Source organism: Anaerococcus senegalensis JC48, from assembly GCF_000321005.1.
GTDB classification, from domain to species: Bacteria; Bacillota; Clostridia; order Tissierellales; family Peptoniphilaceae; genus Anaerococcus; species Anaerococcus senegalensis.
In genome coordinates this window covers 205,095-230,328 of record NZ_HE578907.1, presented here as the reverse complement: position 1 = coordinate 230,328, position 25,234 = coordinate 205,095, and the positions used below count along the sequence as shown (strand labels likewise).

At 27.9% G+C, this 25,234-nt stretch carries 27 protein-coding genes, 1 tRNA gene, 1 pseudogene and 1 riboswitch; of the genes and pseudogenes, 11 read left to right on the top strand and 18 right to left on the bottom strand.

The features are described 5' to 3' along the window. The first annotated feature begins 45 nt into the window (after positions 1-45). Complete coding sequence (locus tag ASHG_RS01210) at positions 46-387, top strand: phage holin family protein (protein ID WP_040396964.1); 342 nt, start codon at positions 46-48, stop codon at positions 385-387. 29 nt (positions 388-416) lie between these two features. Here ASHG_RS01210 and ASHG_RS01205 read toward each other — a convergent pair whose 3' ends face one another. Then, a complete protein-coding gene (locus tag ASHG_RS01205) occupies positions 417-683 on the bottom strand; it encodes an acylphosphatase (RefSeq protein ID WP_040396962.1) in 267 nt (88 codons plus the stop codon). A 111-nt stretch (positions 684-794) separates the two neighbouring features. On the opposite strand from ASHG_RS01205, the gene ASHG_RS01200 reads away from it, so the two are divergent. From ASHG_RS01200 to ASHG_RS01190, 3 genes are all read left to right on the top strand, one after another. After that, positions 795-3,335 (top strand): heavy metal translocating P-type ATPase, encoded by a 2,541-nt coding sequence (locus ASHG_RS01200; RefSeq protein WP_040396960.1) that lies wholly within the window; start codon positions 795-797, stop codon positions 3,333-3,335. Further along, a complete protein-coding gene (locus tag ASHG_RS01195; RefSeq protein WP_040396958.1) occupies positions 3,335-3,607 on the top strand; it encodes a metal-sensing transcriptional repressor in 273 nt (90 codons plus the stop codon). The genes ASHG_RS01200 and ASHG_RS01195 overlap by 1 nt, the downstream gene beginning before the upstream one ends. A 75-nt stretch (positions 3,608-3,682) precedes the next feature. Continuing rightward, on the top strand, positions 3,683-4,102 hold the full coding sequence (locus ASHG_RS01190) for an Asp23/Gls24 family envelope stress response protein (RefSeq protein ID WP_040396957.1): 420 nt from the start codon (positions 3,683-3,685) through the stop codon (positions 4,100-4,102). Between the two features lie 40 nt (positions 4,103-4,142). On the opposite strand, the gene ASHG_RS01185 is transcribed toward ASHG_RS01190, so the two are convergent. Further along, positions 4,143-4,643: a QueT transporter family protein gene (locus tag ASHG_RS01185; RefSeq protein WP_040396955.1), complete on the bottom strand. Its 501-nt coding sequence runs from the start codon at positions 4,641-4,643 to the stop codon at positions 4,143-4,145. Between the two features lie 201 nt (positions 4,644-4,844). Here ASHG_RS01185 and ASHG_RS01180 point away from each other — a divergent pair, with 201 nt between their 5' ends. The 3 genes from ASHG_RS01180 to ASHG_RS01170 all read left to right on the top strand — a co-directional run bounded on the left by ASHG_RS01180 (position 4,845) and on the right by ASHG_RS01170 (position 6,772). Then, the gene (locus tag ASHG_RS01180) at positions 4,845-5,738 is read left to right on the top strand and encodes a C39 family peptidase (RefSeq protein WP_040396953.1); all 894 of its coding nucleotides are present in this window, start codon (positions 4,845-4,847) and stop codon (positions 5,736-5,738) included. 57 nt (positions 5,739-5,795) lie between these two features. Then, a tRNA-Lys gene (locus ASHG_RS01175) sits at positions 5,796-5,871 on the top strand. 157 nt (positions 5,872-6,028) lie between these two features. Further along, a complete protein-coding gene (locus ASHG_RS01170) occupies positions 6,029-6,772 on the top strand; it encodes an ECF transporter S component (RefSeq protein ID WP_040396952.1) in 744 nt (247 codons plus the stop codon). A 40-nt stretch (positions 6,773-6,812) separates the two neighbouring features. Here ASHG_RS01170 and ASHG_RS01165 read toward each other — a convergent pair whose 3' ends face one another. The 11 genes from ASHG_RS01165 to ASHG_RS01115 form a co-directional block, all read right to left on the bottom strand. Further along, positions 6,813-7,118, bottom strand: coding sequence for a DUF4298 domain-containing protein (locus tag ASHG_RS01165; RefSeq protein ID WP_040396950.1), 306 nt, complete (start codon positions 7,116-7,118; stop codon positions 6,813-6,815). Between the two features lie 84 nt (positions 7,119-7,202). Then, positions 7,203-8,141: an L-lactate dehydrogenase gene (locus tag ASHG_RS01160; RefSeq protein ID WP_040396949.1), complete on the bottom strand. Its 939-nt coding sequence runs from the start codon at positions 8,139-8,141 to the stop codon at positions 7,203-7,205. An 85-nt stretch (positions 8,142-8,226) separates the two neighbouring features. Continuing rightward, the gene (locus ASHG_RS01155; protein WP_040396948.1) at positions 8,227-8,754 is read right to left on the bottom strand and encodes an NUDIX hydrolase; all 528 of its coding nucleotides are present in this window, start codon (positions 8,752-8,754) and stop codon (positions 8,227-8,229) included. A 96-nt stretch (positions 8,755-8,850) separates the two neighbouring features. Further along, positions 8,851-9,648, bottom strand: coding sequence for a formate/nitrite transporter family protein (locus tag ASHG_RS01150; protein ID WP_040396947.1), 798 nt, complete (start codon positions 9,646-9,648; stop codon positions 8,851-8,853). A 56-nt stretch (positions 9,649-9,704) separates the two neighbouring features. Further along, positions 9,705-9,974 carry a DUF1294 domain-containing protein gene (locus tag ASHG_RS01145; protein ID WP_040396945.1) on the bottom strand — a complete coding sequence of 90 codons (270 nt, stop codon included), beginning with the start codon at positions 9,972-9,974 and terminating at the stop codon, positions 9,705-9,707. Continuing rightward, a complete protein-coding gene (locus tag ASHG_RS01140; RefSeq protein WP_040396943.1) occupies positions 9,964-10,869 on the bottom strand; it encodes an alpha/beta fold hydrolase in 906 nt (301 codons plus the stop codon). Before ASHG_RS01140 ends, ASHG_RS01145 begins: the two co-directional genes overlap by 11 nt. 45 nt (positions 10,870-10,914) lie before the next feature. Beyond that, entirely contained in the window at positions 10,915-12,105 is a 1,191-nt protein-coding gene (locus ASHG_RS01135) for a cation:proton antiporter (RefSeq protein ID WP_040396942.1), read from the bottom strand. Between the two features lie 45 nt (positions 12,106-12,150). Then, positions 12,151-12,223: riboswitch (Fluoride riboswitch) on the bottom strand. Positions 12,224-12,246: 23 nt separating this feature from the next. After that, entirely contained in the window at positions 12,247-12,933 is a 687-nt protein-coding gene (gene gloB, locus ASHG_RS01130) for a hydroxyacylglutathione hydrolase (RefSeq protein WP_040396940.1), read from the bottom strand. A 66-nt stretch (positions 12,934-12,999) separates the two neighbouring features. Then, complete coding sequence (gene sdaAA / locus ASHG_RS01125; protein ID WP_040396938.1) at positions 13,000-13,899, bottom strand: L-serine ammonia-lyase, iron-sulfur-dependent, subunit alpha; 900 nt, start codon at positions 13,897-13,899, stop codon at positions 13,000-13,002. After that, entirely contained in the window at positions 13,899-14,564 is a 666-nt protein-coding gene (sdaAB, locus tag ASHG_RS01120) for an L-serine ammonia-lyase, iron-sulfur-dependent subunit beta (protein WP_040396936.1), read from the bottom strand. Before sdaAB ends, sdaAA begins: the two co-directional genes overlap by 1 nt. A 136-nt stretch (positions 14,565-14,700) precedes the next feature. Next, a complete protein-coding gene (locus ASHG_RS01115; protein ID WP_040396935.1) occupies positions 14,701-15,432 on the bottom strand; it encodes a YwaF family protein in 732 nt (243 codons plus the stop codon). A gap of 129 nt (positions 15,433-15,561) precedes the next feature. Between ASHG_RS01115 and ASHG_RS01110 the strand changes: the two genes are divergently transcribed. Further along, the gene (locus ASHG_RS01110; protein ID WP_040396934.1) at positions 15,562-16,119 is read left to right on the top strand and encodes a hypothetical protein; all 558 of its coding nucleotides are present in this window, start codon (positions 15,562-15,564) and stop codon (positions 16,117-16,119) included. Between the two features lie 46 nt (positions 16,120-16,165). On the opposite strand, the gene ASHG_RS01105 is transcribed toward ASHG_RS01110, so the two are convergent. The 3 genes from ASHG_RS01105 to ASHG_RS09255 all read right to left on the bottom strand — a co-directional run bounded on the left by ASHG_RS01105 (position 16,166) and on the right by ASHG_RS09255 (position 18,269). Beyond that, a complete protein-coding gene (locus ASHG_RS01105; RefSeq protein ID WP_084689268.1) occupies positions 16,166-17,155 on the bottom strand; it encodes a serine hydrolase in 990 nt (329 codons plus the stop codon). Between the two features lie 75 nt (positions 17,156-17,230). After that, a complete protein-coding gene (locus tag ASHG_RS01100; RefSeq protein WP_244264218.1) occupies positions 17,231-18,031 on the bottom strand; it encodes a serine hydrolase in 801 nt (266 codons plus the stop codon). Next, positions 17,997-18,269 (bottom strand): hypothetical protein, encoded by a 273-nt coding sequence (locus tag ASHG_RS09255; protein WP_244264217.1) that lies wholly within the window; start codon positions 18,267-18,269, stop codon positions 17,997-17,999. The genes ASHG_RS01100 and ASHG_RS09255 overlap by 35 nt, the downstream gene beginning before the upstream one ends. Before the next feature lie 179 nt (positions 18,270-18,448). On the opposite strand from ASHG_RS09255, the gene ASHG_RS01095 reads away from it, so the two are divergent. Further along, positions 18,449-19,456 (top strand): potassium channel family protein, encoded by a 1,008-nt coding sequence (locus tag ASHG_RS01095; protein ID WP_040396933.1) that lies wholly within the window; start codon positions 18,449-18,451, stop codon positions 19,454-19,456. 114 nt (positions 19,457-19,570) lie between these two features. Here ASHG_RS01095 and ASHG_RS01090 read toward each other — a convergent pair whose 3' ends face one another. Continuing rightward, positions 19,571-19,885 carry a DEAD/DEAH box helicase family protein gene (locus ASHG_RS01090; RefSeq protein ID WP_040396931.1) on the bottom strand — a complete coding sequence of 105 codons (315 nt, stop codon included), beginning with the start codon at positions 19,883-19,885 and terminating at the stop codon, positions 19,571-19,573. Positions 19,886-20,721: 836 nt separating this feature from the next. Between ASHG_RS01090 and ASHG_RS01080 the strand changes: the two genes are divergently transcribed. Together ASHG_RS01080 and ASHG_RS01075 are read left to right on the top strand one after the other, a co-directional pair. Then, positions 20,722-21,171: a CopY/TcrY family copper transport repressor gene (locus tag ASHG_RS01080; RefSeq protein ID WP_040396929.1), complete on the top strand. Its 450-nt coding sequence runs from the start codon at positions 20,722-20,724 to the stop codon at positions 21,169-21,171. A 19-nt stretch (positions 21,172-21,190) separates the two neighbouring features. Further along, positions 21,191-23,293: a heavy metal translocating P-type ATPase gene (locus ASHG_RS01075; protein ID WP_040396928.1), complete on the top strand. Its 2,103-nt coding sequence runs from the start codon at positions 21,191-21,193 to the stop codon at positions 23,291-23,293. 204 nt (positions 23,294-23,497) lie between these two features. On the opposite strand, the pseudogene ASHG_RS01070 reads toward ASHG_RS01075, so the two are convergent. Next, positions 23,498-25,168, bottom strand: a pseudogene (locus ASHG_RS01070) (recombinase family protein). Between the last annotated feature and the right edge of the window lie 66 nt (positions 25,169-25,234).

Genomic DNA, 25,234 nt, shown 5'->3' with positions numbered 1-25,234 from the left:
TACAATTTCTTATATATATATATATATTTGAATCGAGGTGAAATCATGACATTTTTAGTACAATGGATAGCAGATGCATTAAGTCTTTATATTCTTGACATCTTATTTGAAGGAATAACTTTCTCACAAAATAAGGATATAATAATTACAGCTTTATTATTAATGTTGGTTAACGCTATAATAAAACCTATTTTAAAATTATTGTCTCTTCCATTAACAATTATAACTTTTGGTTTATTTTCATTTATTGTGAACGCAATAGTTTTAGAAATTACTTTTAATCTAGCAAGTGGTGCAAGTATTAATTCATTTGGAACTGCTTTAATTGCATCAATTATTCTTGCGATAATAAATCCAGCAATAAGTAATTTCTTCGACAAAAAATAAGACCCTTGTATTTTTACAAGAGTCTTTTTTTATGATAATTCAAATTTTTCTTCATCAATTTTTATATCAGTTTCTTTAATTATTATATCATCTATTCTAATAAATCTATCATGTGATAATTTATCTAAAAATATATCAATTTCTTCTTGATCTCCTTGGATATTTAATTCAACATCTCCATCATACAAATTACAAACATCTCCTGTTAGACCCATTTCATTTGCTATCATATAAGATTTATATCTAAATCCAACTCCTTGGACTCTTCCCTTAAAAATCATATTATATCTTTTCATTTTTATCTCCTTAATTAATTTTTACCCGAAATTTTTAATTTTCTTTACAAAAAAAATTTTTATGATATAATAAATGTATACACCCCCATAGGGTGTTAGTAAGGAGGTTAAATGAAAGAACGTTTTAACGTTACTGGTATGACTTGTGCTTCTTGTCAGGCTAATGTTCAAAAAGCTGTAGAAAAGCTTGGTGTCGAAAATGTAAATGTAAATCTTGTTAGTGAAACTATGAATGTTTCCTATGATGAAAATAAAATTTCAAATGATGACATTATAAATGCAGTTGAAAAAATTGGTTATGGTGCAAGTCCTATTAGTGAAAAAAAATCTAAAAGTAAAAACTCAGAGGTTAGCAATGAAGAAAAAAATGTAAAAAACAGATTAATCATTTCTTTTTTATTTTTGATCCCATTGATGTATCTTTCTATGGGACATTTGATTAATCTTCCACTTCCTCATTTTTTACATGGTAATTCTGGAAGCGTAAATTTTGCTTTTTTACAATTTTTATTAACCCTACCAATAATATTTGTAAATAGAATTTTTTATATTTCTGGATTTAAAGGACTAATTAACAAAGCTCCTAATATGGATACTCTTGTTGGTCTAGGTTCTTTTGCAGCTTTAATTTATGGAATTTTTGCAATTTTTAGAATGGCCTATGGTCTTGGTTTTGGTAAATTAGAAATTGTAGAAATGTATAGGACAAATTTATACTTTGAATCAGCTGCTATGATTTTAACTTTGATTACTCTTGGAAAATATTTCGAAAAAAGATCTAAGGGACAAACAAAAAAATCATTGGAAGCTTTGATGGATTTAGCTCCAAAAAAAGCAAGAATTTTAGTCGATGGTAATGAGAAAGAAATTCCTGTAGAAGATTTAAAAAAGGGAGATCTAATTTTAGTAAGACCAGGCGAATCTATTGCGGTTGATGGAATTATTAAAGAAGGTTCTTCCCTTGTTGATGAATCTGCAATTACAGGTGAATCTATTCCGGTAAATAAAAATGTTGGAGATGAAGTTATATCTGCAACTATTAATAAACAAGGTTCATTTGTTTTTGAAGCTTTAAAAGTTGGAGAAGATACAACACTTTCAAAAATAATTGAACTTGTTAATGAGGCAAATGAAAGTAAGGCCCCAATCGCAAAACTTGCCGATAAAATATCTGCAGTTTTTGTTCCGGTTGTAATGCTTATTTCTTTAATTACTTTTATAACTTGGATGTTTTTGGGATATGGATTTGAATTTTCTTTAAATTTAGCAATTTCTGTTCTTGTAATCTCTTGTCCATGCGCCTTGGGACTTGCAACTCCTATGGCAATTATGGTTGCAACAGGAAAAAGTGCAGAATATGGTTTATTATTTAAAAATGCAGAGAGCTTAGAAAACCTACACAAGGTAGATACAATTTTACTTGATAAAACTGGAACAATAACTGAAGGAAAACCACAAGTTACTGATATTCTTACAGATTTAGATGAAAATGAATTTATAAAACTTGCAAGTTCTATGGAAATTAAAAGTGAGCATCCCCTTTCAAATGCTATAAATGAATTTGCAAAAGAAAAAAATATACAAAATGTTGAAGTTTCAGATTTTGAATCAATCAGTGGTAAAGGAATAAAAGCAAAATATAATAATGAAATATATTATGGTGGAAATATTTCTTTGATGAAAGAAAAAAATATAAATTTAAATTCTTACCAAGAAAAATCAGATAAACTTTCAAATGAAGGAAAAACTTCCATGTATTTTGCAAACGAAAAAGAAGTTATCGGAATAATTGCAGTGCAAGATCGTCCAAAATCTTTATCAAAAATTGCTATTGATGAGATGAAAAAAATGGGCTATGAAATAAGAATGATTACTGGAGATAACGAAAAAACTGCTGAAGCCATTAGAAAATCCCTAAATATTGACTATAAATATGCAGAAGTTTTACCTGAAGATAAGGAAAAAGAAGTTAAAAAACTTAAAAATGAGGGTAAGAAAGTATTGATGGTCGGTGATGGAATAAATGATGCACCAGCACTTGCAAGAAGTGATGTGGCAATGGCGATTGGAAATGGAACAGATGTTGCAATTGAATCTGCAGATGTAATTTTAATTAAAAATAATATCTTGGATATTGTTTCAGCTATAAAACTTTCAAAAGCGACCATAAAAACAATAAAAGAAAATTTATTTTGGGCATTTTTCTATAATGTAATAGGAATTCCTCTTGCTGCAGGCCTCCTATATCCAATTTTTGGAATAAAACTTTCACCAATGTTTGGAGCCTTTGCAATGAGTTTATCATCAGTCTTCGTTTGTCTAAATTCACTAAGACTTAGAAATTTTAAAGCAAACTTTGAAAATGATAAAAAAATAAAAGAAATTATAGAAAATGACAAGAAAAAAATAAAAAAGGAGAATAAAATGAAAGAATTAAACAAAATGATAGTAAAAGTTAACAATATGAGCTGCAATCACTGCAAAAATCGCGTAGAAGAAACACTAAAATCAATTGCAGGAATTGAAAATGCTGAAGTAAATTTAGATGAAAAGCTCGCAAATGTTGAATATTTTGGATCTATTGATGAAAAAGAAATAGAAGAAAAAATAAATGATGCTGGATATGAATTTGTAGCTATTGAGTATAAATAATGAAGGCTGATAAGGATAAAACTTTAAGAAAACTAAAAACTGTCAGAGGTCAAATTGATGGTTTAATAAAAATGGTTGAAGATGATAGATATTGCATAGATATATCAAATCAGCTAATGGCTTCAATTTCTATTTTAAAAAATGTGAACACAGACGTCCTCTCTTCCCACCTAGAACATTGTGTATATCATGCAGTTGAAAATGGAAATAAAGATGATGGAATAGAAAAAATTGAAGAAATTGAACAAATAATAAAAAAATTATCTAAATAAATATATGTTTGTATAAAATTATTTGGGGTAATAATATAAAGTCAATGATGAAAATAAAATTTAAAGGAGAAAATTATGGATAAAATTGAAAACAAAGATGTTGAAGCTCAATATGCTAATGAAGTAAGTGAATATGAAATTAATGATAATGTAATTGCAAAAATCGCAAAAAAAGTTTTGGTAAAAACTGATGGTGTTTTAGAATTGAAAAAAAATGTATTTTCATCAATAGCTGATAATTTTTCAGACGGAGAAAATACTTCAGGAATTTCAATTGATGTTGACGACGCTAAAAATGCAGTAGTAAATACAAAGATTATTCTTGAATATGGTAAAAAAGCTCAAGAAGTATTTACTTCATTAGATAGAAATATCAAAAAAGAAGTAAATAACCTAACAGGAATCAAAGTTCAAGCTGTAAAAGCTGAAATTGTTGATGTATTAACAAAAGAAGAATTTGAAGAAAAAAATTCTAAAGATGAAGAAGAAAAATAAATAAAATTTTAAAAGAGTGCTTATAAGCACTCTTTTTTTCTTAAAAATTTTTGATTATATTCATAAATCCAGTATTTTTTTCAAGAATTTTGAAAATAATAAAGCCAATTACAGATACAACTATAAATTCTGAAATCATAAATTGAACTAGCATTATTATAAATGCAGTTGATGAATCTAATAGCCAATATGTACCTATAGCTGGTATAAACATAAATAATACCGGAAATAATGATGCTATAAATAAATTTTTTTGTCTAACAATTAAGGAAAATGCCAAAAATGAAGCAAAAGTTCCAAAAATTACATCAAATACTGCAATATCTGATGCGAAATTAGCTAAAAAACATCCCAATAAAAGTCCTGGTATAAATCTTCTATTATAAAATACCAATAAAACCATAATTTCACTTAACCTTAACTGGATTGGACCATAGGCTAGTGATGGGAGCATCAATGTAATTACTGCGTATAAAGCCGCAACTACGGCCGACTTAACTAAAAAATTCGTATCTTTAAAATTATATCTTTGATCAGACATATATACCTCCTTGATTTTTTTCGGATGGGTACCAAGTAAACATCCTTTTGATATTATAACATAAATTATATAATAGATTAAAATTTTTAATAATTAAATAAAAAATTTTAATATGTTTATATTTTAGACTTTTTTCATAAAATTAAATTAATAGATTTCCATTTTTCTGATATAATAATTAATAAGAAAAAGGTGAAATAAATGAAAAGAATTATACTAATACTTATCTTTATTTTTACACTAACTTCTTGTGGTAAAGATAATAGTGAAATAAAAAATGAAGATTTTTCAAAAACTTTTACTGATGTTGGAGAAATTACAAATAAATACATAAATGTTGAACAAGATGCCAAAAAAAATATGATTTCCATCATGAATGATAATAAGAATTATCATGCAAAAATAAGAAGTTTAAATGAAAAAGAACTTAAGTCTAACATAAATAAAAATCTTAATAAAAATAAAAAATTACAATGGACATTAGATAATTTTGATAAATTCAGTCACATAGAAAAAGTCCTTGTTGGAAATGATATTGATACTGTTGATTTTTTATATAATCTTTATAATGACAAAACCAATTTTAATTTCTTTTATGGTCAAAGTATAAATCTTGGTAGAAAAACTCCCTATTATGTTCAATGGGATAATAGATGGGCTTATGATGAAATAATAGAAAATGAAACTATCGGTATTTCCGGATGTGGACCTACATCAATGGCCATGGTCTTATCAAGACTTTTGAAAGATAAAAAAATTAATCCAAGAATTATATCTCAAGATGCAAAAAACTACATGACTCATGAAGGAATTGCTTGGAGCTTTTTTAAAAACGAATCAGATAAATACGGTATAAAAACAAAAGAAATTAAGAATGATGAAAAAGAAATCAGAAATTCCCTTAGAAAAGGCCCCTTAATTGTTTCAGTTCACCATGGATATTTTACAACTGGCGGTCATATTATGGTTATTGATTCTTATGAAAATGATAAGTTATTAATAAATGATCCAAATTCTGTTAAAAATTCAAAATTAAATTGGTATTATGATGATATTAAAGATCAAATAGCAAATGTTTGGGCATTTAGTAAATAAAATATAATTGTTGACAAGTTTACTTTATTATGGTATTATAAATAAGTCAGCAAGTTAGTGCCATTAGCTCAGTTGGTAGAGCACCTGACTCTTAATCAGGGTGTCCAGGGTTCGAATCCCTGATGGCGCACCATTTTTTAACGTAGATTTTTCTACGTTTTTTTATTTGCAAAATTTTAGTGATTTTCTAAGTTTAAATTTTTAAGTTATTTTTTAGACATTTAATTTTTTTGCCATATAATAATAGTATAAATGAACGACATCCATAAGGAGTTGTATCAGGAGGTAATATGAATAATAAAGAAAAAACACGTAAAATGGTTACAGTTGCAATGCTTGGAGCTATCACTATTGTTTTAGGATTGACTCCAATGGGATATATTCCTTTAGGTTTAATTAATATTACAACCATGCATATACCAGTAATTATTGCAGCAATTTTAGAAGGTCCTATAGTTGGTGGACTAGTTGGATTTATTTTTGGTCTCTCATCAATAGCAAATGCTATGCTTAGACCTGGCCCAATCTCATTTGTATTTTATAATCCTATAATTTCAGTTTTGCCAAGAATTCTAATCGGAATTTTTGCAGGACTTACTTTTAAAGGATTAAAAGATAAAAATAATGAAAAAATTAGGACAATCTCACTAATTTTATGGACTATTCTAACAGGATTTTTGATATATTTAGTTTATTATAATTTCACAAATGATGCTAAAATTTATCAAATTGTTTTATCAATAATTATTACAATTATTTCAATTTCAATGCTTTATATAACTTACAAAAATAAAAATTCTAATCTATCAGTTGCAATATCATCTTTTGTTGGAACTATGACTAATACACTTTTTGTAATGGGTTTTATCTATTTATTTTATGCAGAAAAATATGTAAAAGCCCTAGGAATTTCAGTTGCTGCTGCAAGAAGTACAATTTTTGGAGCAATAATTACAAACGGACTTCCTGAAGCTATAATGTCAATAGTTTTGGTTTCAGCAATAGTTAAAGCTGTATCTAGTAGAAGAAAATAAAAAAATCCCTCAGCAAAAATTAATGCTGAGGGATTTCTATTTAATTATTTTTGATTATTTCTGTAGCAAGGTCAAGCATATCAACTGCCAAATAATAATTATCACCAAGTAAATCATAAACTAAATCTTCAGAAAAAATTCCTTGACTAATTTTTGGATCGATATTTCCTTTTTCTGACTCATCATAATCATCCATATATTCTTGTGATGAATAATAATCAGAAAGTTTTTTGTAATCCTTTTGACTTTCCTTAAATTTTTCCAAAGCTTTTTTGAATTCTTCTATTTCCTTACTATGTTTATTTAAAATTTCTTCCATTTCTTTAATTTTATTAATATCTGCCATTATAACTTTTCTCCTTTAAATATATTTCACTTAATTAATATACCCACAAATTAAAAACTGCCACAAAATTTGTGACAGTTAATCTTATATGTTTGATTTATCGACTATTTCTTTTAGAGTTTTTGCACTTTCTTGCATTCTCTCATTTTCTGTATCTGTAAGTGGAACTTCTAATACCCATTTCACTCCATCTTTACCAATTACTGATGGAACTCCAATGAATATATCATCTAAACCATATTCTCCTTCAAGATAAGATGAAGTTGAAAATACAGAATTTTGATCATTAATTATAGCTTCAACAATTCTTGCTAGAGCCATTCCTATTCCATAGAAAGTTGCACCTTTTTTATCAATTATTTCATAAGCTGCATTTTTTACTTTTTCAAAAGTATCTAAAAGTTCTTTTTCATCAGTTTCGCTATGAATTTTTACCCATTCATATAAAGGCATCCCACCAACATTTGTATGAGACCAAACTGCAAACTCACTATCTCCATGCTCTCCCATTATAAAAGCTTCAACACTTCTTGGATCAATTCCAATTAAATTTGCAATTTCTTTTTTAAATCTTGAAGAATCAAGAGTGGTTCCTGTTCCTATAACTTTATTTGCAGGGAAATTTGAATATTTCCAAGTTGCATATGTTAAAATATCTACTGGATTTGATGCTACTAAAAATATTCCATCAAAACCACTGTCTACGATTTGTCCAATCATATCTTTGAAAATTTTAAGATTTTTTTCTATTAAATCAAGTCTAGATTCTCCAGATTTTTGTGGAATTCCAGCAGTAATGACTACTACTTCTGCATCCTTACAATCACTGTAATCTGCTTTGTAAATTTGTTTTGGATTTGTAAAAGAAAGAACATCAGAAAGATCCATTGCATCTCCCTCAGCCTTTTTTTCATTTATATCAATTATTCCCAATTCTCTTCCAATACCAAGAATTGTAGAAGCATAAGCAAAAGAACTACCTACAGCTCCATCGCCTACTAAAATTACTTTACTGTCTTTCATTTTTCCTCCTTTAGTTTATCCCTAGTCTTTTACTATGAATTTCTATAATATTATACTACTTTTTTAAAGAAAATGATAATTGATATTACTTATTTACAAATAAATTTTTATTATCTCTTAAATAAAATAATAAATTTATATAATCTTTTTGATAAGGAACAAATTGATCTTTATCAATTAATTCTAATAATTCATCAAAACTAACAAATTTTGCATCTGAAACTTCTTCTTCCTGCAATTTTAACTTATTTAAATCTATATTTTTGTTGTTTACAATATAGATATCATCAATTCTAAATCCTGTATTTATAGAAATATTTGGATAAGACTTTGAAAAATCATATTTAATTCCTAACTCTTCAAACAATTCTCTTTTAGCTGCAAGTTGTGAACTCTCGCCACTTGAGACAGCTCCAGAAACAGTAAAATCCCATAAATTTGGCCAAGATCTTTTTATTTTTGTTCTTTTTTGAATCAATAATCTACCTTTTTTATCAAATATTAAAACATGAATAATTAGTCTATATAGCCCTCTTGGAACTATATCTCTTCTTTCTATAACTTTTCCTGTTTTATTTCTAAAATTATCATATAAATCTACATATTCTTTCATAATTTTCTCCTTTGCACTAAAATATACTTACCCGTTTTTTACAATTTAAAAGCGGCAAGATTAATTGCCGCCTTGAATTTATTTTATTTTATTTAATTAATCAACAAATTTAGTTTTAGTATCATTTAGCCAAGCATATAAAAATCCTATGCAAATTCCGCCTCCAATATAATTTCCTAAAAATGCAAATATCCATTGTCTAAGTACATTTGCCAAAGTGAAATTTCCTTTTATATTTCCAGAAAATTGTGCCAAAGAAAATAGTCCAAAATTTGCCACAACGTGCTCAAGTCCTATATATACAAACATAAAGACAGCACTCATTATCAAAAATCCTTTGAAAGCTTGATTTTCTACAAGTACAAATGATAAAACTGCTAAATTTACAAATACATTTGCCAACAATCCTGCAAATAAAATATCCATACTTGTCTTATCTAATTTTGCACTAACAAGACCAGTTAAAAAACTATTTGCATCGAAAGAATTTATTGCTGATGTTAGGCTTGTTACAAATGATACTAAATATGCTCCAATTAAATTTCCAAGAGTACATACCAATAAAATAATAATAGCCTTTTTTAAGCTAATATATTTATTGTAAACCCCTGCTGTTAAAAACATCATATTTCCTGTTGCAAGTTCTGCATTTAAAAACAAAACATAACAAAGACCAATTGCAAAAATTCCTGCAAAAGCTGGTTTTGCCAAAACTGGACTTAGTCCTGATAAATGATCTGCAGCTATTAAACCTGCAAGAGTTGTTAAGGTAAGAAAAATTCCAGCAAGAGCTGACCTAAAAATATATTTTAATATACTTGAGTCAAATAAATCTTCTTTCTTATTACAAGCAGCCTTAACTTTTTTATTAAAATTACTGTTAATATTTTCCATAATCCATCCTTTTTTTATTTAGTCTCATTTAATTTTATAAGAAGATCAATTATAAATCAATAAAAAATTTGATATATTATAAATAGATGACAAATCACCATAATTGGAATAACAAACATAAATTTTTTATGACGGGTTTTGTATTTAATAAGTCTCATTGTAATATACATAGAAAGACCTCCACCAATAAAAGCAAAAAATAAAAGTACATTTTCTCTAATTCTATTTCTTTTAAATTTTTTCGATGCAATTTTATCGTAGATAGTAAGTAGTATTGAAATAATTGATGTAATTAAAATATAAATGATTAAAGTTTCAACTTTCATTTTTAATAAGGTTCTCAAATAATTTTACAAATTTTTCTTTCTCATCAATAAAAATAGCATGACCAGAATTTTCAAATTCTACAAAATTTACTTTGTTTGGAAAATATTTTAAGCTTTTGTATGCATCTGATATTGGAATAACCATATCTTTTCTTCCATGAAACCAAGTAACTTTTTTATTTATTTTTTCAATTAATCCACTACCACCATTGCTTGTATTATTATATGTAACCATTGCCAAAAGTGACTCCAAAAAACATCTTTGTTTTAAAAAATCTTCTGCCATCGTTTTTAAATCATCTGGGTTGGGATCATTTACATTAAAAATAGTTTGTCTAAACAAATCTTCAAAAAAATTAATGTCATGATCTTTAATTCCATTTAAAATTGGAACAGTAAAAGATTGATCATGTTTAATATTAAAATTTTTTAAAAAATTTGGAAGCTTTAAATTTTTATTATCATCTTTTACCTCTTTATCTTTTGGCATTATAAATCCTTTAACCCCAACAGAAGACAATAAAATCAACTGCTTTATCATATCTGGGTAAAGTCCTGCAAAATCCATTGCAACTAACCCTCCCAAAGACCAACCTAATAAATTAAAATCTTTAAGATTTAAAATATCTGAAAAATATTTTAAATCCTTTGACCAATCAGAAATATCTTTATGTTTGTTTTTATAAGAACTTTCACCATACCCAATTAAATCTGGAGCAAAAACTTCTATATTTTCGTCATTTTCGACCAAATTTTCTAAAAGTACTTCAAAAAACCTAGAAGAAGACTGAAAACCATGTATTAAAATAACTTTATTATCTCCATGACCAGCATGTCTATAAGCCATAGTTTCATCATTTTCTAATTTTAATTTTTCTAATTTAATTTCACTCATTTTATCTCCTAATTAATTAAAAATAAAAAATTTTACCAAAAATACTTAATCTAATAATTTAGTATAAAAATTATCAATAAAAATCGCGCCAATAGGAGCTGTAATCAATATACCCATAACAGCCATTGATAAAATAATATGACCACTAGAAAGTCCATTTGCAAGTGGAACTGCACCAATTGCAGCTTGTACAGTTGCTTTTGGCATATAAGAAAAAACTGTAAATAATTTCTCTTTTTTATTTAAATTTGATCCAGAAATTGAAATCAAAGTACCACATGATCTAATAATTAAAGCTAAAAATACCATAATCACTGATATGAAACCAAGTTTTGATACATAAGAAATATTTACTTCAGCCCCAACCAATACAAACAATAAAATTTCAGCAAATATCCATAATTTCCCAAATTTTTCAGAAAGTCTTGAAGAAACCTCATCACTCGCTTTAATTTTAAAAACACAACTCATTGCTATCACTGACAAAAGTCCAGAAAATGCAATTATATTTTTTAATAAATTTTCTAAGGCAACAAGTAAAAATGAAATAGCCAGAATTATTATAAGTTTTGTAGAATTTCTAATCATATAGCCTTTTTTATAAAAATATTCAAAAACAAAATATAAAATAAAACCAATAATTGATCCAAATAAAATTCCTAAAATTATGGAAATTGGAACATTTAAAAGAGAGATAAAACTTACCTCCTTCCCTTTTGCCATTGACAAAAATGATGAAAATAGTACAAGAACAAATATGTCATCGCAAGATGATCCTGCTAGAATCATTTGTGGAATTGACTTATTGACTCCTCTTTTTTCTTCAATTAATTTTACCATTCTAGGAACTACAACTGCAGGTGATACAGCAGCAAGAACTGACCCCATCAAAAGTGCATCTATTGCTCTGATTTTGAAAAAAATCCTAGCAAAAATAAAATAAGCCAAAATTTCAAAACTTGCTGGTAAAAATGATAATAATACTGCAGATTTTCCAACCTTTTTCAAATCAGAAATATCCAAAGATAATCCTGCTTTAATTAAAATAATAATCAAAGCTATTTGTCTAAGCTCAGAAGAAATTGACAAAGTTTTTGTATCAATTAAATTTAATATGTGAGGTCCTAAAATAATTCCTGTAAAAAGCATACCAATTAAAGCAGGTATTTTTAATCTTTTACATATAAATCCAAATATTAGTCCAAAAATAATAATTAAACCTAGTGATATTAACATAAATCCTCCTTTTGGGACAAAAAAACTGATGAAATCTGTCCCTTTGTGGTTACAGAAGTCATCAGCATAAATGCGGTTTTAGATTTTTCTAAGGGAGAACTTCATTCCCTTTTAATATTATAATTTTTTTTAAATTTCAAGTCAATTTTTTATATTTATAAATTCCTTAAATTCATTCAAATCTTTAGCCGAAAAAAATGGATTTATCAAAAATTCTTTCTCAACACTTGTTGGTAAACTTGGAAGTCCCTTTGAAATTTTTTCCTTAGCTTCATCAATTGCATCATCCATAACTTTATCTTTAATAATCCTTTTTGAAGATTTTAAGCAATCAATAGTATATTCATGAGCTGGATAAATCAAAATATTTTTATCTAAATTTTTGATTTTTTGAACAGATTCAAATGAACTTTGATAATCACCTGTAAATACTCTTCCACATCCTGAAGAAAATATTGTATCTCCACAAAATAGGTTATTTTCAACTAAATATGAGATATGTTCTTCGGTATGGCCATTTGTTTTTAAAACTGTAAAAATATATCCTAAAATTTCAATTTCATCATTTTCTTTTAAAGTTTTATCATTTAAATTTTCAGTTTCAATAGGTCCATAAACTGTAGCATCTTTAAATTTTTCTTTCAATTCTTTTACCCCACCAACATGGTCCATATGCTTGTGAGTTAGTAAAATTGCATATAAATTTTTATCTTCTAAATAATTTAAACAAGGACGAGCCTCGCCTGGATCTATTAAAATTACCTTATCACCTTTTTCAATTGTCCAAATATAATTATCTTCAAAAGCTCTTATAAAATTAATTTTCATATAAACACCTCTCAAAGAATTTATACCCAAAAAATAAAAAAGTAGGCAAAAGCCTACTTTCTTAATTTATTTATCTTCTTTTGTAGCGTCATTTCCTAGGGCAAAAAATTTCTTTCTAATTTTTCTTCCTGTTTCTGTACCTGCTATTCCACCGATTCCTGTTTCTCTCAAGGCTTCTGGTAAAGTTGCTCCAACTTCTCCTGCTGCTTTACAAACTTCATCAAATGGAACAATACTTGTTATTCCTGCCATTGCCATATCTGCAGAAATAAATGCATTTACAACTCCAGATGCATTTCTAAATGTACAAGGATATTCTACAAGTCCTGCAATAGGATCACAGACTAAACCTAAGACATGTAAGAAGGCAAAACTTGCTGCATGAAAGCAAACTTCTGGACTTTGATCATATAGAAAACATGCTGCTGCTGCTCCCATAGCAGCTCCAGACCCAGTTTCAGCTTGACAACCACCTTCAGCACCTGCAAAAGAACCATAATAACCAATTATTTTTCCGACACCAATAGCAGTAAGCATAGCATCTACCATTTTTTCATCAGAAAATCCTTCTCTTTTTTTAAGAGAATATAAAATTGCTGGCAAAATTCCAGAAGAACCTGCTGTAGGACTTGCAACAATTTCGCCCATGGCAGCACTGATTTCAAGAGTTGAAAATGCCATAGCCATAGCCTCAGTTACAAAAGATCCCGTGATTGATTTTCCTTCCTTCGAATAGGCATTCATTTTCTTTGCAAAACCATCAATCATTCCCATAGCAGTTTTTGTTTCATGATTTAAATTTCCAGTTGCAGACTCTTCCATTACCTTAAACATTTGCCTTAAATTAAATAAAATATCGTCTTTATTAATTTGAGAAGATTTTAATTCTTCTTCAAGAACCAAATCTTTGATATGAAGATTTCTTCTTTTACATTCATCTATTACTTCTCCTGCTTTTCTAAACATTATCTTACCCCTTCTATATAATTCGCATAGTCATATCTATCATCATTAATGATTTGTTCAATTATACTTTTTTCAAGTTTTTCATTTAATTCAACAATTAATGTAACTTCATCATCAGATTTTACAGTTTTCATACTTTCAATATTATAATCATTTGTTGCTAATAATTTACTTACTTGATATATTACACCTTTTTGTTCTCTGTATCTTAATATAATTGTTGGGAATTTTCCATTATATGAAATTGTTACATCATTTATCTCAATTATTTCTATATTTCCACCACCAATTGAAGATCCAGTAACAGATGAAGTTGTACCATCTGGATAATAAAAAATAATTTTTGCTGTATTTGGATGAACAGGTCCTAAATCATCTTTTATAAAGTGATATTCAAGACCTCTTTCGCCCGCAATTTGAAATGAATCTCTTAATCTTTTATCATTTGGTCTAAATCCTAAAACTCCTGCAAGTAAAGCCTTGTCAGTTCCATGTCCTTTATAAGTTTGGGCAAATGATCCATGCAAATGAAAATCTACCCTAGTAAAACCATCTTTTACAATAGAAATTGCAACTTGTCCAATTCTTGCAGCACCTGCAGTATGAGATGAAGAAGGGCCAATCATAATCGGTCCAATTATATCAAAAACACCGTATTCTTTCATAATACCTCCTATTTATTTTATATATAAAAACCTTTGCACTAATTAAAAAATTAATAACTTCTTAATATTATATTACTCTTTTTATAAGCTAAATAAAAGCCAATCGATTTTATTTTACAAAAAATAGTAAAATAAATCAACTGGCTAATTTAAATTTCTTAAATATATAATAATTAAATATTATAGAAAAATTATATAAAATCGTAAGTAATATAAAGTAAATAGATCCTGGTAAATTTTCTAGTCTACTCCTAAAAATTGGACTATAAGACAAATAGGCATAATTTAAATTAAATCTTAAGTTTACAATTTCTGTCACTAACAAAAATATATTTACAAAATAAAACATGAATTTTAAATTTTCTTTCTTTATTTCTACCCTATCAACAAATAAAAAGAAAATAGATGTCCAAAATACCAAATAATGGGTTAAAAAGAAATTTACATACATAATATGTGGCCATGAATACTCCATTAAATCTGGATATATTAATCCTATTACACCACCAATTAATCCCCAAAAAATAGTCAAAATCTTTAAATTATCTAAATTAAATAAAATAGCAAAAATCCCACTAATTATACTTATTCTACAAGTATATAAAGGCAATCCTTCGCTAATTCCGTCTTTTCTTACAAAAAAAATAAAATATAAAAAACTTATTTGCTGAAAAAATAAGAGAAATGCGAGCATATATTTAATGATTTTATATAAAATTTTATTTTGTCTAATTTGCTTTCTAAATCCATAAATCATTACACCAACACAAATAAATATTAAAAATAAAACAAGGTGAAGTAAACTATATGAATTAAAAATAAATCCATCTTCATTTTTTCTAAAAAATACTTCTATAAATTCTTTCATCAAAACTCCTAATTTTTTGTTATTATATAATATTTTTTTATTTTAGTCTATATTACAATGTTTAAAAAACTTATATTTAGGTAAAATATAATATAAAAGGGAGTTATTATAAATTTATAAGGAGAAAAAATGAAAAAAACAAATTTTAAAGGAAGAAATATAAGCATTATTCTATGCCTAATATTTAAATTTATAGTTTTAGGTTTATCTTTTATTTTTTTAAGTAGATTTTCTAATTTAATTAAATCTTTTTCTGACTTAGGAAAAATAGATTTAAAATATTTACCCAATGAATTATCATCAATTGTAAATGTATATTATTTGATTTTATTGTTTTTAGCTTTAAGTCTTATACTATTTGCTATAAGCTTAATTTTTAATAAAAATTTTAGATCTTTTGACATGATTGAAATTGGAGCTAATGTTCTATCTCTAGTTTTTTATATCATTTCTTTTGTTTTAATTAAACCTGTCCTATCTTTAATAAAAAACATAGTTAGAGGTTTTAAGGGCTTAGATACTTTTGAATATTTTTCCTATATCAAAAAATATCTTTCTAAGGCTAATTTTTTGGTAGATAAAGTTGACGGGCCTATAAAAATATTTTTTACAATTTTTACAATTCTTGCAATAATTATGATGGCTATCTCAATTATATTAATGATAAAAAGATTTATAAGAAAATAAATAATAAAGCTCTTAAAATTATTTAAAACAATTTCAAGAGCTTTTATTATTTATGATTCATAAATGACTCGGTTATTCTCTTTCCAAGATTTTGCATAGAAGTAAATTGTGGACCTTGGCCATGGCTAACAGGATATGGATACTTGCTTAAGAAAGAAATAGCAAAAACTTCATCATCAATACTTATAAGCGCTATATCATTTTCAACACCTAAATTTGGTAGTTCTCCAGATTTTGAAATGCCTTTAGCATCTTTGGGTAAATTTCCTAATAATTTAAATTTTGATGTGGTATTATTTTCTCCCATAGCCTCCATCATTTTATTAGAATGATCTTTATTTACAAATTTTCCAAAATAAATATCTCTAAGTGCCATATTTAAATCTCTAGCACTTGCCATATTTTCCCTTCCTTCATGGAGCATCTTCCTATATAGTCCTGTTTTATTTTCTCCAGTAATTTTTTTAATTGTATCATTAATTTTTTGACTAGAAACTTCCATGTCATAATTTCCAATCAAATCAATCAATCTATTTGCCGACTCATTATTGGAATCTTTTAACATCAAATAAATATCATTTTCTACGTTTTTTTCATCCAAAGTCCCATCTTCAACCTGCTTATAAGCTTCAAGACCTATAAAAATTTTAATTGTTGATGCTGAAGGAATACTTTCTATTTGGGAATTAGAATTTTTAAAAATAGAAACTTTAGAATTTCCAATCAAAGAGTCAACAGCAACCTGCCAATCTCCCTCCAAATTTCCACATTCTTCGTCGATGATTTTTTCGATTTCTTTAGAAATTTCATCCTTTTTTATAGTCTTATCTTCTTTAATTTTATTTTCTTTAATTTTCTTTTTACTTTTTTCATCAGACTTATAATTTTTTTCACTCTCGTTTGTATTTTTGTTAGAATTTGATATTACTTTCTTATCTTTAGAAATTATACCAAAATTAGAAACTTTGAAAATAAAAGCAAAAGTTAAAATAAAAATTACAGTAAGACCTATCAAAATTTTTATATTTTTATTCATAATCTATCCATTTATATTTTTATTAAATATAAGCCCAAAAATATATTAACTATAAATTTAATAAAAACTTTTAAATTATTTATTATCTTTGTCAAATTTCATATAAGCTTCAGATATTCTTTTTCCTAAGTTTTGCATTGCTATAGCTTGATCACCATATTTATGGCTAACAGGACCAGGGTGTTCATTTAAAAAAGAAATTGCAAATACGCTATCTCCAACATCAATTATAGCAGAATCATTTTCTATACCCCCATCAGGGTACTCACCGGATTTATTTAATCCGATTGCTCCTTTTGGTAATTTTCCCAATAATTTAAATTTAGATGTAGTAGTATTATTTGCCATTGCTTTTATCATTTTTTTAGAATGATCTTCATTAACAATTTCCCCATCATATATTGCAATCAATCCCTCATTTAAATCTTTAGCATTAGTAAGATTGGTTTTACCTATTTGATTCATTTTAGTATAAAGAACAGTTCTGTTTTTTCCAGTAATTTTATAAATAGTCCTACCGACATTTTTACTAGACTTATCTATATTATTGTCACCAATTAAATCAATTAATCTATCAGTTGCTTCATTATCAGAATTTCTAAGCATCAAATAAATATCTTCTTCCACATCATTTTCAGATAAAATCCCTTCTTCAACTTGCCTATAAGCCTCAATACCTATAAAAATTTTTATAGTTGAAGCTGATGTTTGATTAATATTTTTTGGAGAAGATTTTCTTTCAATAGAAATATTAGATTTTCCTCTAATACTATCAACTGCTACTTGCCAATTACCATCTAAATTTTTAGTTTCTTCAGAAATTATTTTATTAATTTCTTTATTAAAGGTTATCATTTTTCTTATTTGAATTGTCATTTTTTACTCTATTTAATTTAGAATCTTTTTCTTTAACTTTAAATTTATCTGAATCATAAATCATCTCAATTTCATTTAAATAACTGTCTGATTTAAATCCAATTATACTAATTTTTCCAAAAGAATTTCTAGATATGTTATTTTTAATATCATTATCTGCCTTAGAAATGTTATAAACTAAAGTAAAAAGAAATAAAATAAATATAAAACTAGATAAGATTTTTCTATTTTTATTCATAGCCTCCTCCCAAATGTCTTATTAATTTAATGCTAGACAATAAACAAGTAAGTGTCAAATTTTCTTACAAATATAAAAATTATTAGAAATTAATCTTTATCATGATAAAATAGCTTGATTTTGTAATCTAGTATTTTATTAAAAATTATATTATAATTAAATAAATAAGGGGAGAATTTATGGAAGATAAAAGAAAACTTAAATTTATTTTATATGCCTTTATACTTTTATTAATTATTGGCGTTATTGGATATATGAAATTACTTCAAGTAGATTTTGTTGATGCCTTGTATATGACAGTAATCACTATATCAACTGTAGGTTATACTGAAATTGGAAAAACAAGCAATCAATCTGAAATTTTTTCAGTAATAATGATATTTTTGGGGGTTGGTATAGTTGGTTATGCATTTACAACAATTGTTGCAATGCTTGTAGAAGGTAAATTTTTAGATTTGTGGAAAGGGAAAAAGATGGAAAGAAAAATTTCTGCTCTAAATGATCACTATATTATTTGCGGATCAGGAGAGCTTGCGGAAATTATTATAAATAAATTTCTAGATGAAAATTTAAATTTTGTAGTTATTACAGATAAACGTGATGACCTTGACGATTATAGCCATCATAATATTTTGGTTGTTGAAGGTCATTCTACTGAAGAAGAGATTTTAGAACTTGCAGGAATCACAAAAGCAAAAGGTCTTATTTCAACATTAGATTCTGAAGTTGATAACATTGTAACAGTTCTTACTGCAAGAAATCTCAATAAAAAAATATATATAATTGCAAATTCAATTACAAAATCAGGCAGCAAAAAACTATTAAAAGTTGGTGCAAATAAAACCCTATCAGCTGTTGAAATAAGTGGAAAAAGAATGGCATACTTAATGATTAAACCAAATATAATCTCATTTTTAGATGTTGCGACAAAAATAGGACATGTGGAACTTGACCTAGAAGAAGTTGTAGTTAAAAAAGATTCATATCTTGAAAATAAAAATTTAATCCAAGCACAAATTCATAAAAAAACAGGATTAATAGTACTAGCAATAAAAAAAATTGAAGACGGAAAAATGATATTCAACCCACCTGTAGATTATCAATTTAAAATTGGAGATATACTAATAGTACTTGGAAAAGAAGAACAAGTTGATAAATTAAGACATTTAGGAGATGAGATAAAATAAGGCTATTAATCAAAATAGCCTTATTTTTTAATATTTTTATAATTCTACATCTTTTTTATCAAAGATACTGCTTCTGCATGGCTTGAGTGGTCAGTATGGATAAAATTTTAATTTTTAGGAAAGCCTCGTTTTTGGGAATATATCTACTCCTTTTATTCTTTCTTCTTCACTACCTATTAATATTGAATATTTTAAGATATCAGGGTTGGACCACTCTTCTATCTCTTCTTTCCAAGTATATCTAGCAACTCTTAATGGTACTATGATTAAAACTTTAGAAATTGCAAAAGCATCTAAGAATAAATCTTTTATAGCCATTACGCCAATAACCATATTGTCTAAACCCATATCTAGTAAAAATGACAATTTTTCATTTTCTTTTATAAATTCAGTAGGATAGTTTTGATATTTACGTATAGTGTATTCCAAGTTGTCATCTTAGACTCTCTTTATTATTTCATCAATATTTTCTTTAAAATCAAGAACATAAACCTTAAAATTTAATTTTTTAAATTTCCTTATTTTTTTTCTGGATTGGTTTTACTTCTCCTCCAGGTCTTTTTGTTTCAATAATTTCAATCTTTCCTTTTGGAAAAAGTATTATCCTATCTGGTATTCATATCATTTATGGGGATGTAAATTTAAGACAAAGCCCTCTATTCGCTTTTATCTTATCAACTAAACTTGATTCTATAACCTTTTCTTACATTGATATTTCAAGCTTTATAGTTATTGTGTGAAGATTTCTCCTATAACCTTTATATAAAGACAAATTTTAAGTTTATTACTATATAACCTTCGAAACTTGCACAATAACCAGTTTACATAAAATCACTTTTTAATCTTGTCCTTGATTCTTAACACCATCTCAAAGTTTTAGCCCATTAAATCCATTGGATAAAAGTACAGAATAAAAATCGGTTTAAACCTTACATAGTCACTAATTTTTAAACAATAGGTCCTATATTCTTTGAAAAACTTCTCCAGATTTTTCTTAATAAGATGAATCAATTGCACAACTTTCATTTAAATAAATCTACAAATTTTGAGTAAAGTTCCTGAAGTGAATTAAACCAAACTACCATAAAAAATGAAAGGGTAGAATTTGTGAAATTTATGGCTATATATTTAGCCAAACAATAAATTCGGAAAAGGCGTCATCATATTTATCATATTATTAAAAATACTTGACAAGATAAGTTTACAAGAGTAAACTTATCTTAAGCATCAAATCTACAATTGTAAACGGAAAGGAGGGAAAGAAAATGGATGCAATAGTAAATAATACTCATATCACAGATGCTGAATGGGAAGTCATGCGTGTAGTTTGGGCAAATGATCGAGTAACTAGTAAAAAAGTCATCTCGATATTGCAAGAAAAAATGGACTGGACACAATCCACTATCAAAACGATCTTAGGTCGATTAGTTGAAAAAGGCTTGCTAAATACAGAGCAAGAAGGTAGAAAGTTTATTTACACTGCCAATATTGAAGAGAAAGAAGCCGTAAGAGATTATGCAGAAGATATTTTTAACCGTATTTGCCGAAAGAAAGTCGGAAATGTAATAGGAAACATCATTGAAGATCATGTTTTAAGCTTCGATGATATAGATCGACTAGAAAAAATATTAGAGATAAAAAAATCTTTCGCAGTAGAAGAAGTGGATTGCAATTGTCCAGAGGGACAATGCGAATGTCATTTACATCATCATTAAGCATAAGGAGGAATTTAAAATGAACAATAACAACAAACATTCATCCCACAGTCACCATAATCATGGCGAAATGGATCATTCAAAACATGAGCACGTAAGCACGGAAGAACATGGAGACCATAAGAATCAACATCACGACAATCATGCTGGTCATGACCACAGTGGGCACGGAGGGCATGACCACCATCATCACGGAAACTTTAAGGAACTTTTCTTAAAATCATTGCCGCTAGGAATCATTATTATACTCTTATCCCCTATGGCTGGGTTTGACCTACCATTCCAGTTTACTTTTCCATATTCTGATATTGTAGTAGCTATTTTATCTACTATATTAATTATTTATGGTGGACGTCCATTCTATCAAGGGGCAGTTGACGAATTTAAACAAAAAGAACCTGGAATGATGGCTCTCGTTTCTTTAGGTTTAAGTGTTTCATATTTATATAGTATTTATACTGTAATAGCAAGCTACGTAACAGGTGAACAAATTATGGACTTTTTCTTTGAATTTGCTTCATTACTATTAATCATGTTATTAGGTCACTGGATTGAGATGAAAGCTATTGGAGAAGCAGGAGACGCACAAGCAGAATTGGCTAAGTTAGTGCCGAAAGATGCTCATGTAGTATTAGATGACGATTCAATAGAAACGCGACCAGTTGCTGACTTAAAGGTAGGTGATTTAATTCGAGTTCAAGCTGGAGAAAATGTGCCAGCAGATGGAACTATCGAGCGTGGAGAATCACGTCTAAATGAAGCTCTTTTGACTGGGGAATCTAAATCAATTAAAAAAGGTCCTGGCGATGAAGTAATCGGAGGCTCAACAAATGGAGAAGGGGTTCTTTATATTAAAGTGAATGAGACAGGTGATAAATCCTTTATCTCTCAAGTACAGGATTTAATCAGCCAAGCTCAAAGTCAACCTTCTCGTGCAGAAAATATTGCTCAAAAAGTTGCAGGGTGGCTCTTCTATATTGCGGTAACTGCCGCACTAATAGCTTTTGTAGTATGGATGCTTATAGCGGATATTCCAACGGCAGTAAAATTTGCTATCACAACATTAGTTATAGCTTGTCCACACGCATTGGGTCTTGCTATTCCATTGGTAACCGCCCGTAGCACAAGCTTAGGAGCTAGCCGTGGCTTACTAGTAAAAGACCGCCAAGCCTTAGAAATAGCTCAAGATGCGGATGTGATGATTTTAGATAAGACAGGTACTTTAACAACTGGTGAGTTTAAAGTGTTAGATGTAAAACTTCTTAATGACAAATATACAAAAGAGGAAATCACTGCCTTACTGGCAGGTATTGAAGGAGGATCTAGCCACCCGATTGCTCAATCAATTATAAGTTTCGCCGAGAAGCAAGATATACGTCCAGCATCTTTTGATTCGATTGATGTGATTTCCGGTGCTGGCGTAGAAGGTAAAGCCAAGGGCCATAGTTACCAATTAATCAGCCAAAAATCATATGGACGTAATTTGGATATTGATATTCCAAAAGGAGCAACCCTCAGTGTCTTAGTAGAAAACGATGATGCTATTGGTGCTGTAGCTTTGGGGGATGAATTAAAAGCAACCAGTAAAGGGTTAATAGAAGCTCTTAAAAATAACAATATAGAGCCAATTATGGCAACAGGTGATAATGAAAAAGCAGCTCAAGGCGCGGCAGAAGATTTAGAGATTGAATATAGATCAAATCAATCTCCACAAGACAAATATGAGTTAGTAAAAACACTTAAAGAAGAAGGAAAAAAAGTTATCATGGTAGGTGACGGTGTTAATGATGCCCCTTCTCTTGCCTTAGCAGACGTTGGTATAGCTATAGGCGCTGGAACCCAAGTGGCATTGGATTCAGCTGATGTCATCTTGACTCAATCTGATCCAGGAGATATTGAATCATTCATTGAATTAGCACACAAAACAACTCGTAAAATGAAACAAAATCTCTTTTGGGGAGCCGGCTATAACTTTATAGCTATTCCTCTAGCTGCAGGAATTTTGGCTCCTATTGGTATCACATTAAGCCCTGCATTAGGAGCAATTCTAATGTCTGTGTCAACAGTCTTAGTTGCAATTAATGCTATTTTATTAAGATTAGATCCAAAAAATGACAATTAACATATAGAATAATTGAAACTCCTTAAAGTATCAAGATACAATAGTTTTAAAGGAGAAAAAGAGATGTAAGTACTGGCTCTTTGTAAAATCGTGTTGGTAGAAGTAGACGATTTTTTTACCAACACGATTTTTAATTTATTATAGAACTGATTTCTTTTAAAATCCTAAAATCCACCTATTTCAACACTTTTATAGCTTGTTATTCTATTTTCTTGACATCAATACTACACTCTCGACATTGTCTTTATTGTCCAAACTAAAGTCAATGTCATAATCTATGAGCGGAAGCTTGAAAACAACCGATTTTATCCAAGTGTCTTTTTCTGTTTTTTCGTCATAGATTTGAATTTCTTCTATCAATTCATTAAGTAATCTCTTTTTGTCGATATCTGAAAGGACTGTATAAAGGCTATTAAAATTAACAAGAATTTTATAAATATTATCAGAGGTTATTTTTTCTTCAAGGATCGCCTCTTTCCTTTTTCCACTATCATTTAACTGCATTTCTGCATATTCTAACTGGTCATATATAGCATCGAGTCTAAGATTTAAATCAGTGTATTTTCTATCATAATGTTTATCTTCAAAATTTAAAGAGTCTATTTGATTAATTAGTGATGCTTTTGTACCTGTTAATTGCCTAATCTTCGCTAAGTGTTTATTAATAACTTCATCAATTTCTTTTGTGTCTATTTGAATATTGATTTTTTCTTCAATTTTTTTGGCAAAAGTAGGATTACTAACTACTTGAGTAATTATTGTTTCAACTTCTTTTTCAATTAATTCAGCTCTAATTTGTTTATTAAAAGTACATTTATGTCCATTCATCATTTGTCTATGTTTACAACCGTAATAGTAATAATCTTTGTAACGCTCTCCTTCTTTGTTTTTATTACGTTTACGGCTTTTATTTCCATATAAACCAGCACTACAATATGGACATTTTATTAGATTTGATAAGATATGAACTCTCTCATCTTTTCCTCTATTTATCTTCTCATACTTTTTAGCTTGAGATTTTCTTTTTTCCTGTACTGTATTCCACAACTCATCATCAATTAAAGCTTCATGATTTCCTTGAGCTATAATATAATGATCAGATTTTTCTAATTTAATTTTACCAGTAGTTTTATCTTTAATTGTTTTTCTTCTTCCATATGCAATTTTCCCATTATATACAGGATTATCCAATATTTGTCTTATTAAACTAGCTGAAAAATATGGATTCTTACCATTTTGTCTTACTGGTTTATTAATACCCAAAGAAACTAAATATTTAGATACTCCATTGGCTCCCATGTCTGAATTAGCATATAAATTAAAAATCATTCTTATTGCTTTAGCTTCATCTCCATTAACAACTAATTCTCCATTATCTAAGGAATAGCTAATTGGAACAAAACCACCATTCCATTTACCTTCTCTAGTCTTTTGTTTTCGACCTTCCATAGTTTGAGAAAGTATATTTTCACGTTCCATTTCTGCTACTGCTGAAAGAATTGTAATAACAAGTTTTCCAGAATCTTTAGAACTATCTAAACTATCATCAACACAAATCAGATTTACATTATGATTTTCCATGACTTGCAATTACTGCAATACATCCGCTGCATTTCTTCCAAATCTAGATAATTTAAAAACCATTACATAATCAACTTTATCTTTTTCAGCTTCTATATCATTAAGCATAGCTATGAATTCATTTCTACCTGAAATAGATATTCCTGATTTTCCAGCATCTTTATAGGTTTGTATTTCTATATCATAAGCTTTTGTATACTGCTTTATTCACTCTTCCTGGGCATCGAGTGAGTAGCAGTCAATTTGCATAGATGTTGACACTCTTGTATATACATACGCTGTTTTCTTTTTCATTTTTTCCACCTTTAGTTTGGACATATTTTCACGCCTGTTAGTACTTATATTTTACATAAATCATAA

Excerpts from the sequence above, each read along its gene's own strand:
- ASHG_RS01210 (WP_040396964.1), top strand. The coding sequence starts at position 46 with ATGACATTTTTAGTACAATGGATAGCAGATGCATTAAGTCTTTATATT.
- ASHG_RS01205 (WP_040396962.1), bottom strand. The coding sequence starts at position 683 with ATGAAAAGATATAATATGATTTTTAAGGGAAGAGTCCAAGGAGTTGGA.
- ASHG_RS01200 (WP_040396960.1), top strand. The coding sequence starts at position 795 with ATGAAAGAACGTTTTAACGTTACTGGTATGACTTGTGCTTCTTGTCAG.
- ASHG_RS01195 (WP_040396958.1), top strand. The coding sequence starts at position 3,335 with ATGAAGGCTGATAAGGATAAAACTTTAAGAAAACTAAAAACTGTCAGA.
- ASHG_RS01190 (WP_040396957.1), top strand. The coding sequence starts at position 3,683 with ATGGATAAAATTGAAAACAAAGATGTTGAAGCTCAATATGCTAATGAA.
- ASHG_RS01185 (WP_040396955.1), bottom strand. The coding sequence starts at position 4,643 with ATGTCTGATCAAAGATATAATTTTAAAGATACGAATTTTTTAGTTAAG.
- ASHG_RS01180 (WP_040396953.1), top strand. The coding sequence starts at position 4,845 with ATGAAAAGAATTATACTAATACTTATCTTTATTTTTACACTAACTTCT.
- ASHG_RS01170 (WP_040396952.1), top strand. The coding sequence starts at position 6,029 with ATGAATAATAAAGAAAAAACACGTAAAATGGTTACAGTTGCAATGCTT.
- ASHG_RS01165 (WP_040396950.1), bottom strand. The coding sequence starts at position 7,118 with ATGGCAGATATTAATAAAATTAAAGAAATGGAAGAAATTTTAAATAAA.
- ASHG_RS01160 (WP_040396949.1), bottom strand. The coding sequence starts at position 8,141 with ATGAAAGACAGTAAAGTAATTTTAGTAGGCGATGGAGCTGTAGGTAGT.
- ASHG_RS01155 (WP_040396948.1), bottom strand. The coding sequence starts at position 8,754 with ATGAAAGAATATGTAGATTTATATGATAATTTTAGAAATAAAACAGGA.
- ASHG_RS01150 (WP_040396947.1), bottom strand. The coding sequence starts at position 9,648 with ATGGAAAATATTAACAGTAATTTTAATAAAAAAGTTAAGGCTGCTTGT.
- ASHG_RS01145 (WP_040396945.1), bottom strand. The coding sequence starts at position 9,974 with ATGAAAGTTGAAACTTTAATCATTTATATTTTAATTACATCAATTATT.
- ASHG_RS01140 (WP_040396943.1), bottom strand. The coding sequence starts at position 10,869 with ATGAGTGAAATTAAATTAGAAAAATTAAAATTAGAAAATGATGAAACT.
- ASHG_RS01135 (WP_040396942.1), bottom strand. The coding sequence starts at position 12,105 with ATGTTAATATCACTAGGTTTAATTATTATTTTTGGACTAATATTTGGA.
- gloB (WP_040396940.1), bottom strand. The coding sequence starts at position 12,933 with ATGAAAATTAATTTTATAAGAGCTTTTGAAGATAATTATATTTGGACA.
- sdaAA (WP_040396938.1), bottom strand. The coding sequence starts at position 13,899 with ATGTTTAGAAAAGCAGGAGAAGTAATAGATGAATGTAAAAGAAGAAAT.
- sdaAB (WP_040396936.1), bottom strand. The coding sequence starts at position 14,564 with ATGAAAGAATACGGTGTTTTTGATATAATTGGACCGATTATGATTGGC.
- ASHG_RS01115 (WP_040396935.1), bottom strand. The coding sequence starts at position 15,432 with ATGAAAGAATTTATAGAAGTATTTTTTAGAAAAAATGAAGATGGATTT.
- ASHG_RS01110 (WP_040396934.1), top strand. The coding sequence starts at position 15,562 with ATGAAAAAAACAAATTTTAAAGGAAGAAATATAAGCATTATTCTATGC.
- ASHG_RS01105 (WP_084689268.1), bottom strand. The coding sequence starts at position 17,155 with ATGAATAAAAATATAAAAATTTTGATAGGTCTTACTGTAATTTTTATT.
- ASHG_RS01100 (WP_244264218.1), bottom strand. The coding sequence starts at position 18,031 with ATGACAATTCAAATAAGAAAAATGATAACCTTTAATAAAGAAATTAAT.
- ASHG_RS09255 (WP_244264217.1), bottom strand. The coding sequence starts at position 18,269 with ATGAATAAAAATAGAAAAATCTTATCTAGTTTTATATTTATTTTATTT.
- ASHG_RS01095 (WP_040396933.1), top strand. The coding sequence starts at position 18,449 with ATGGAAGATAAAAGAAAACTTAAATTTATTTTATATGCCTTTATACTT.
- ASHG_RS01080 (WP_040396929.1), top strand. The coding sequence starts at position 20,722 with ATGGATGCAATAGTAAATAATACTCATATCACAGATGCTGAATGGGAA.
- ASHG_RS01075 (WP_040396928.1), top strand. The coding sequence starts at position 21,191 with ATGAACAATAACAACAAACATTCATCCCACAGTCACCATAATCATGGC.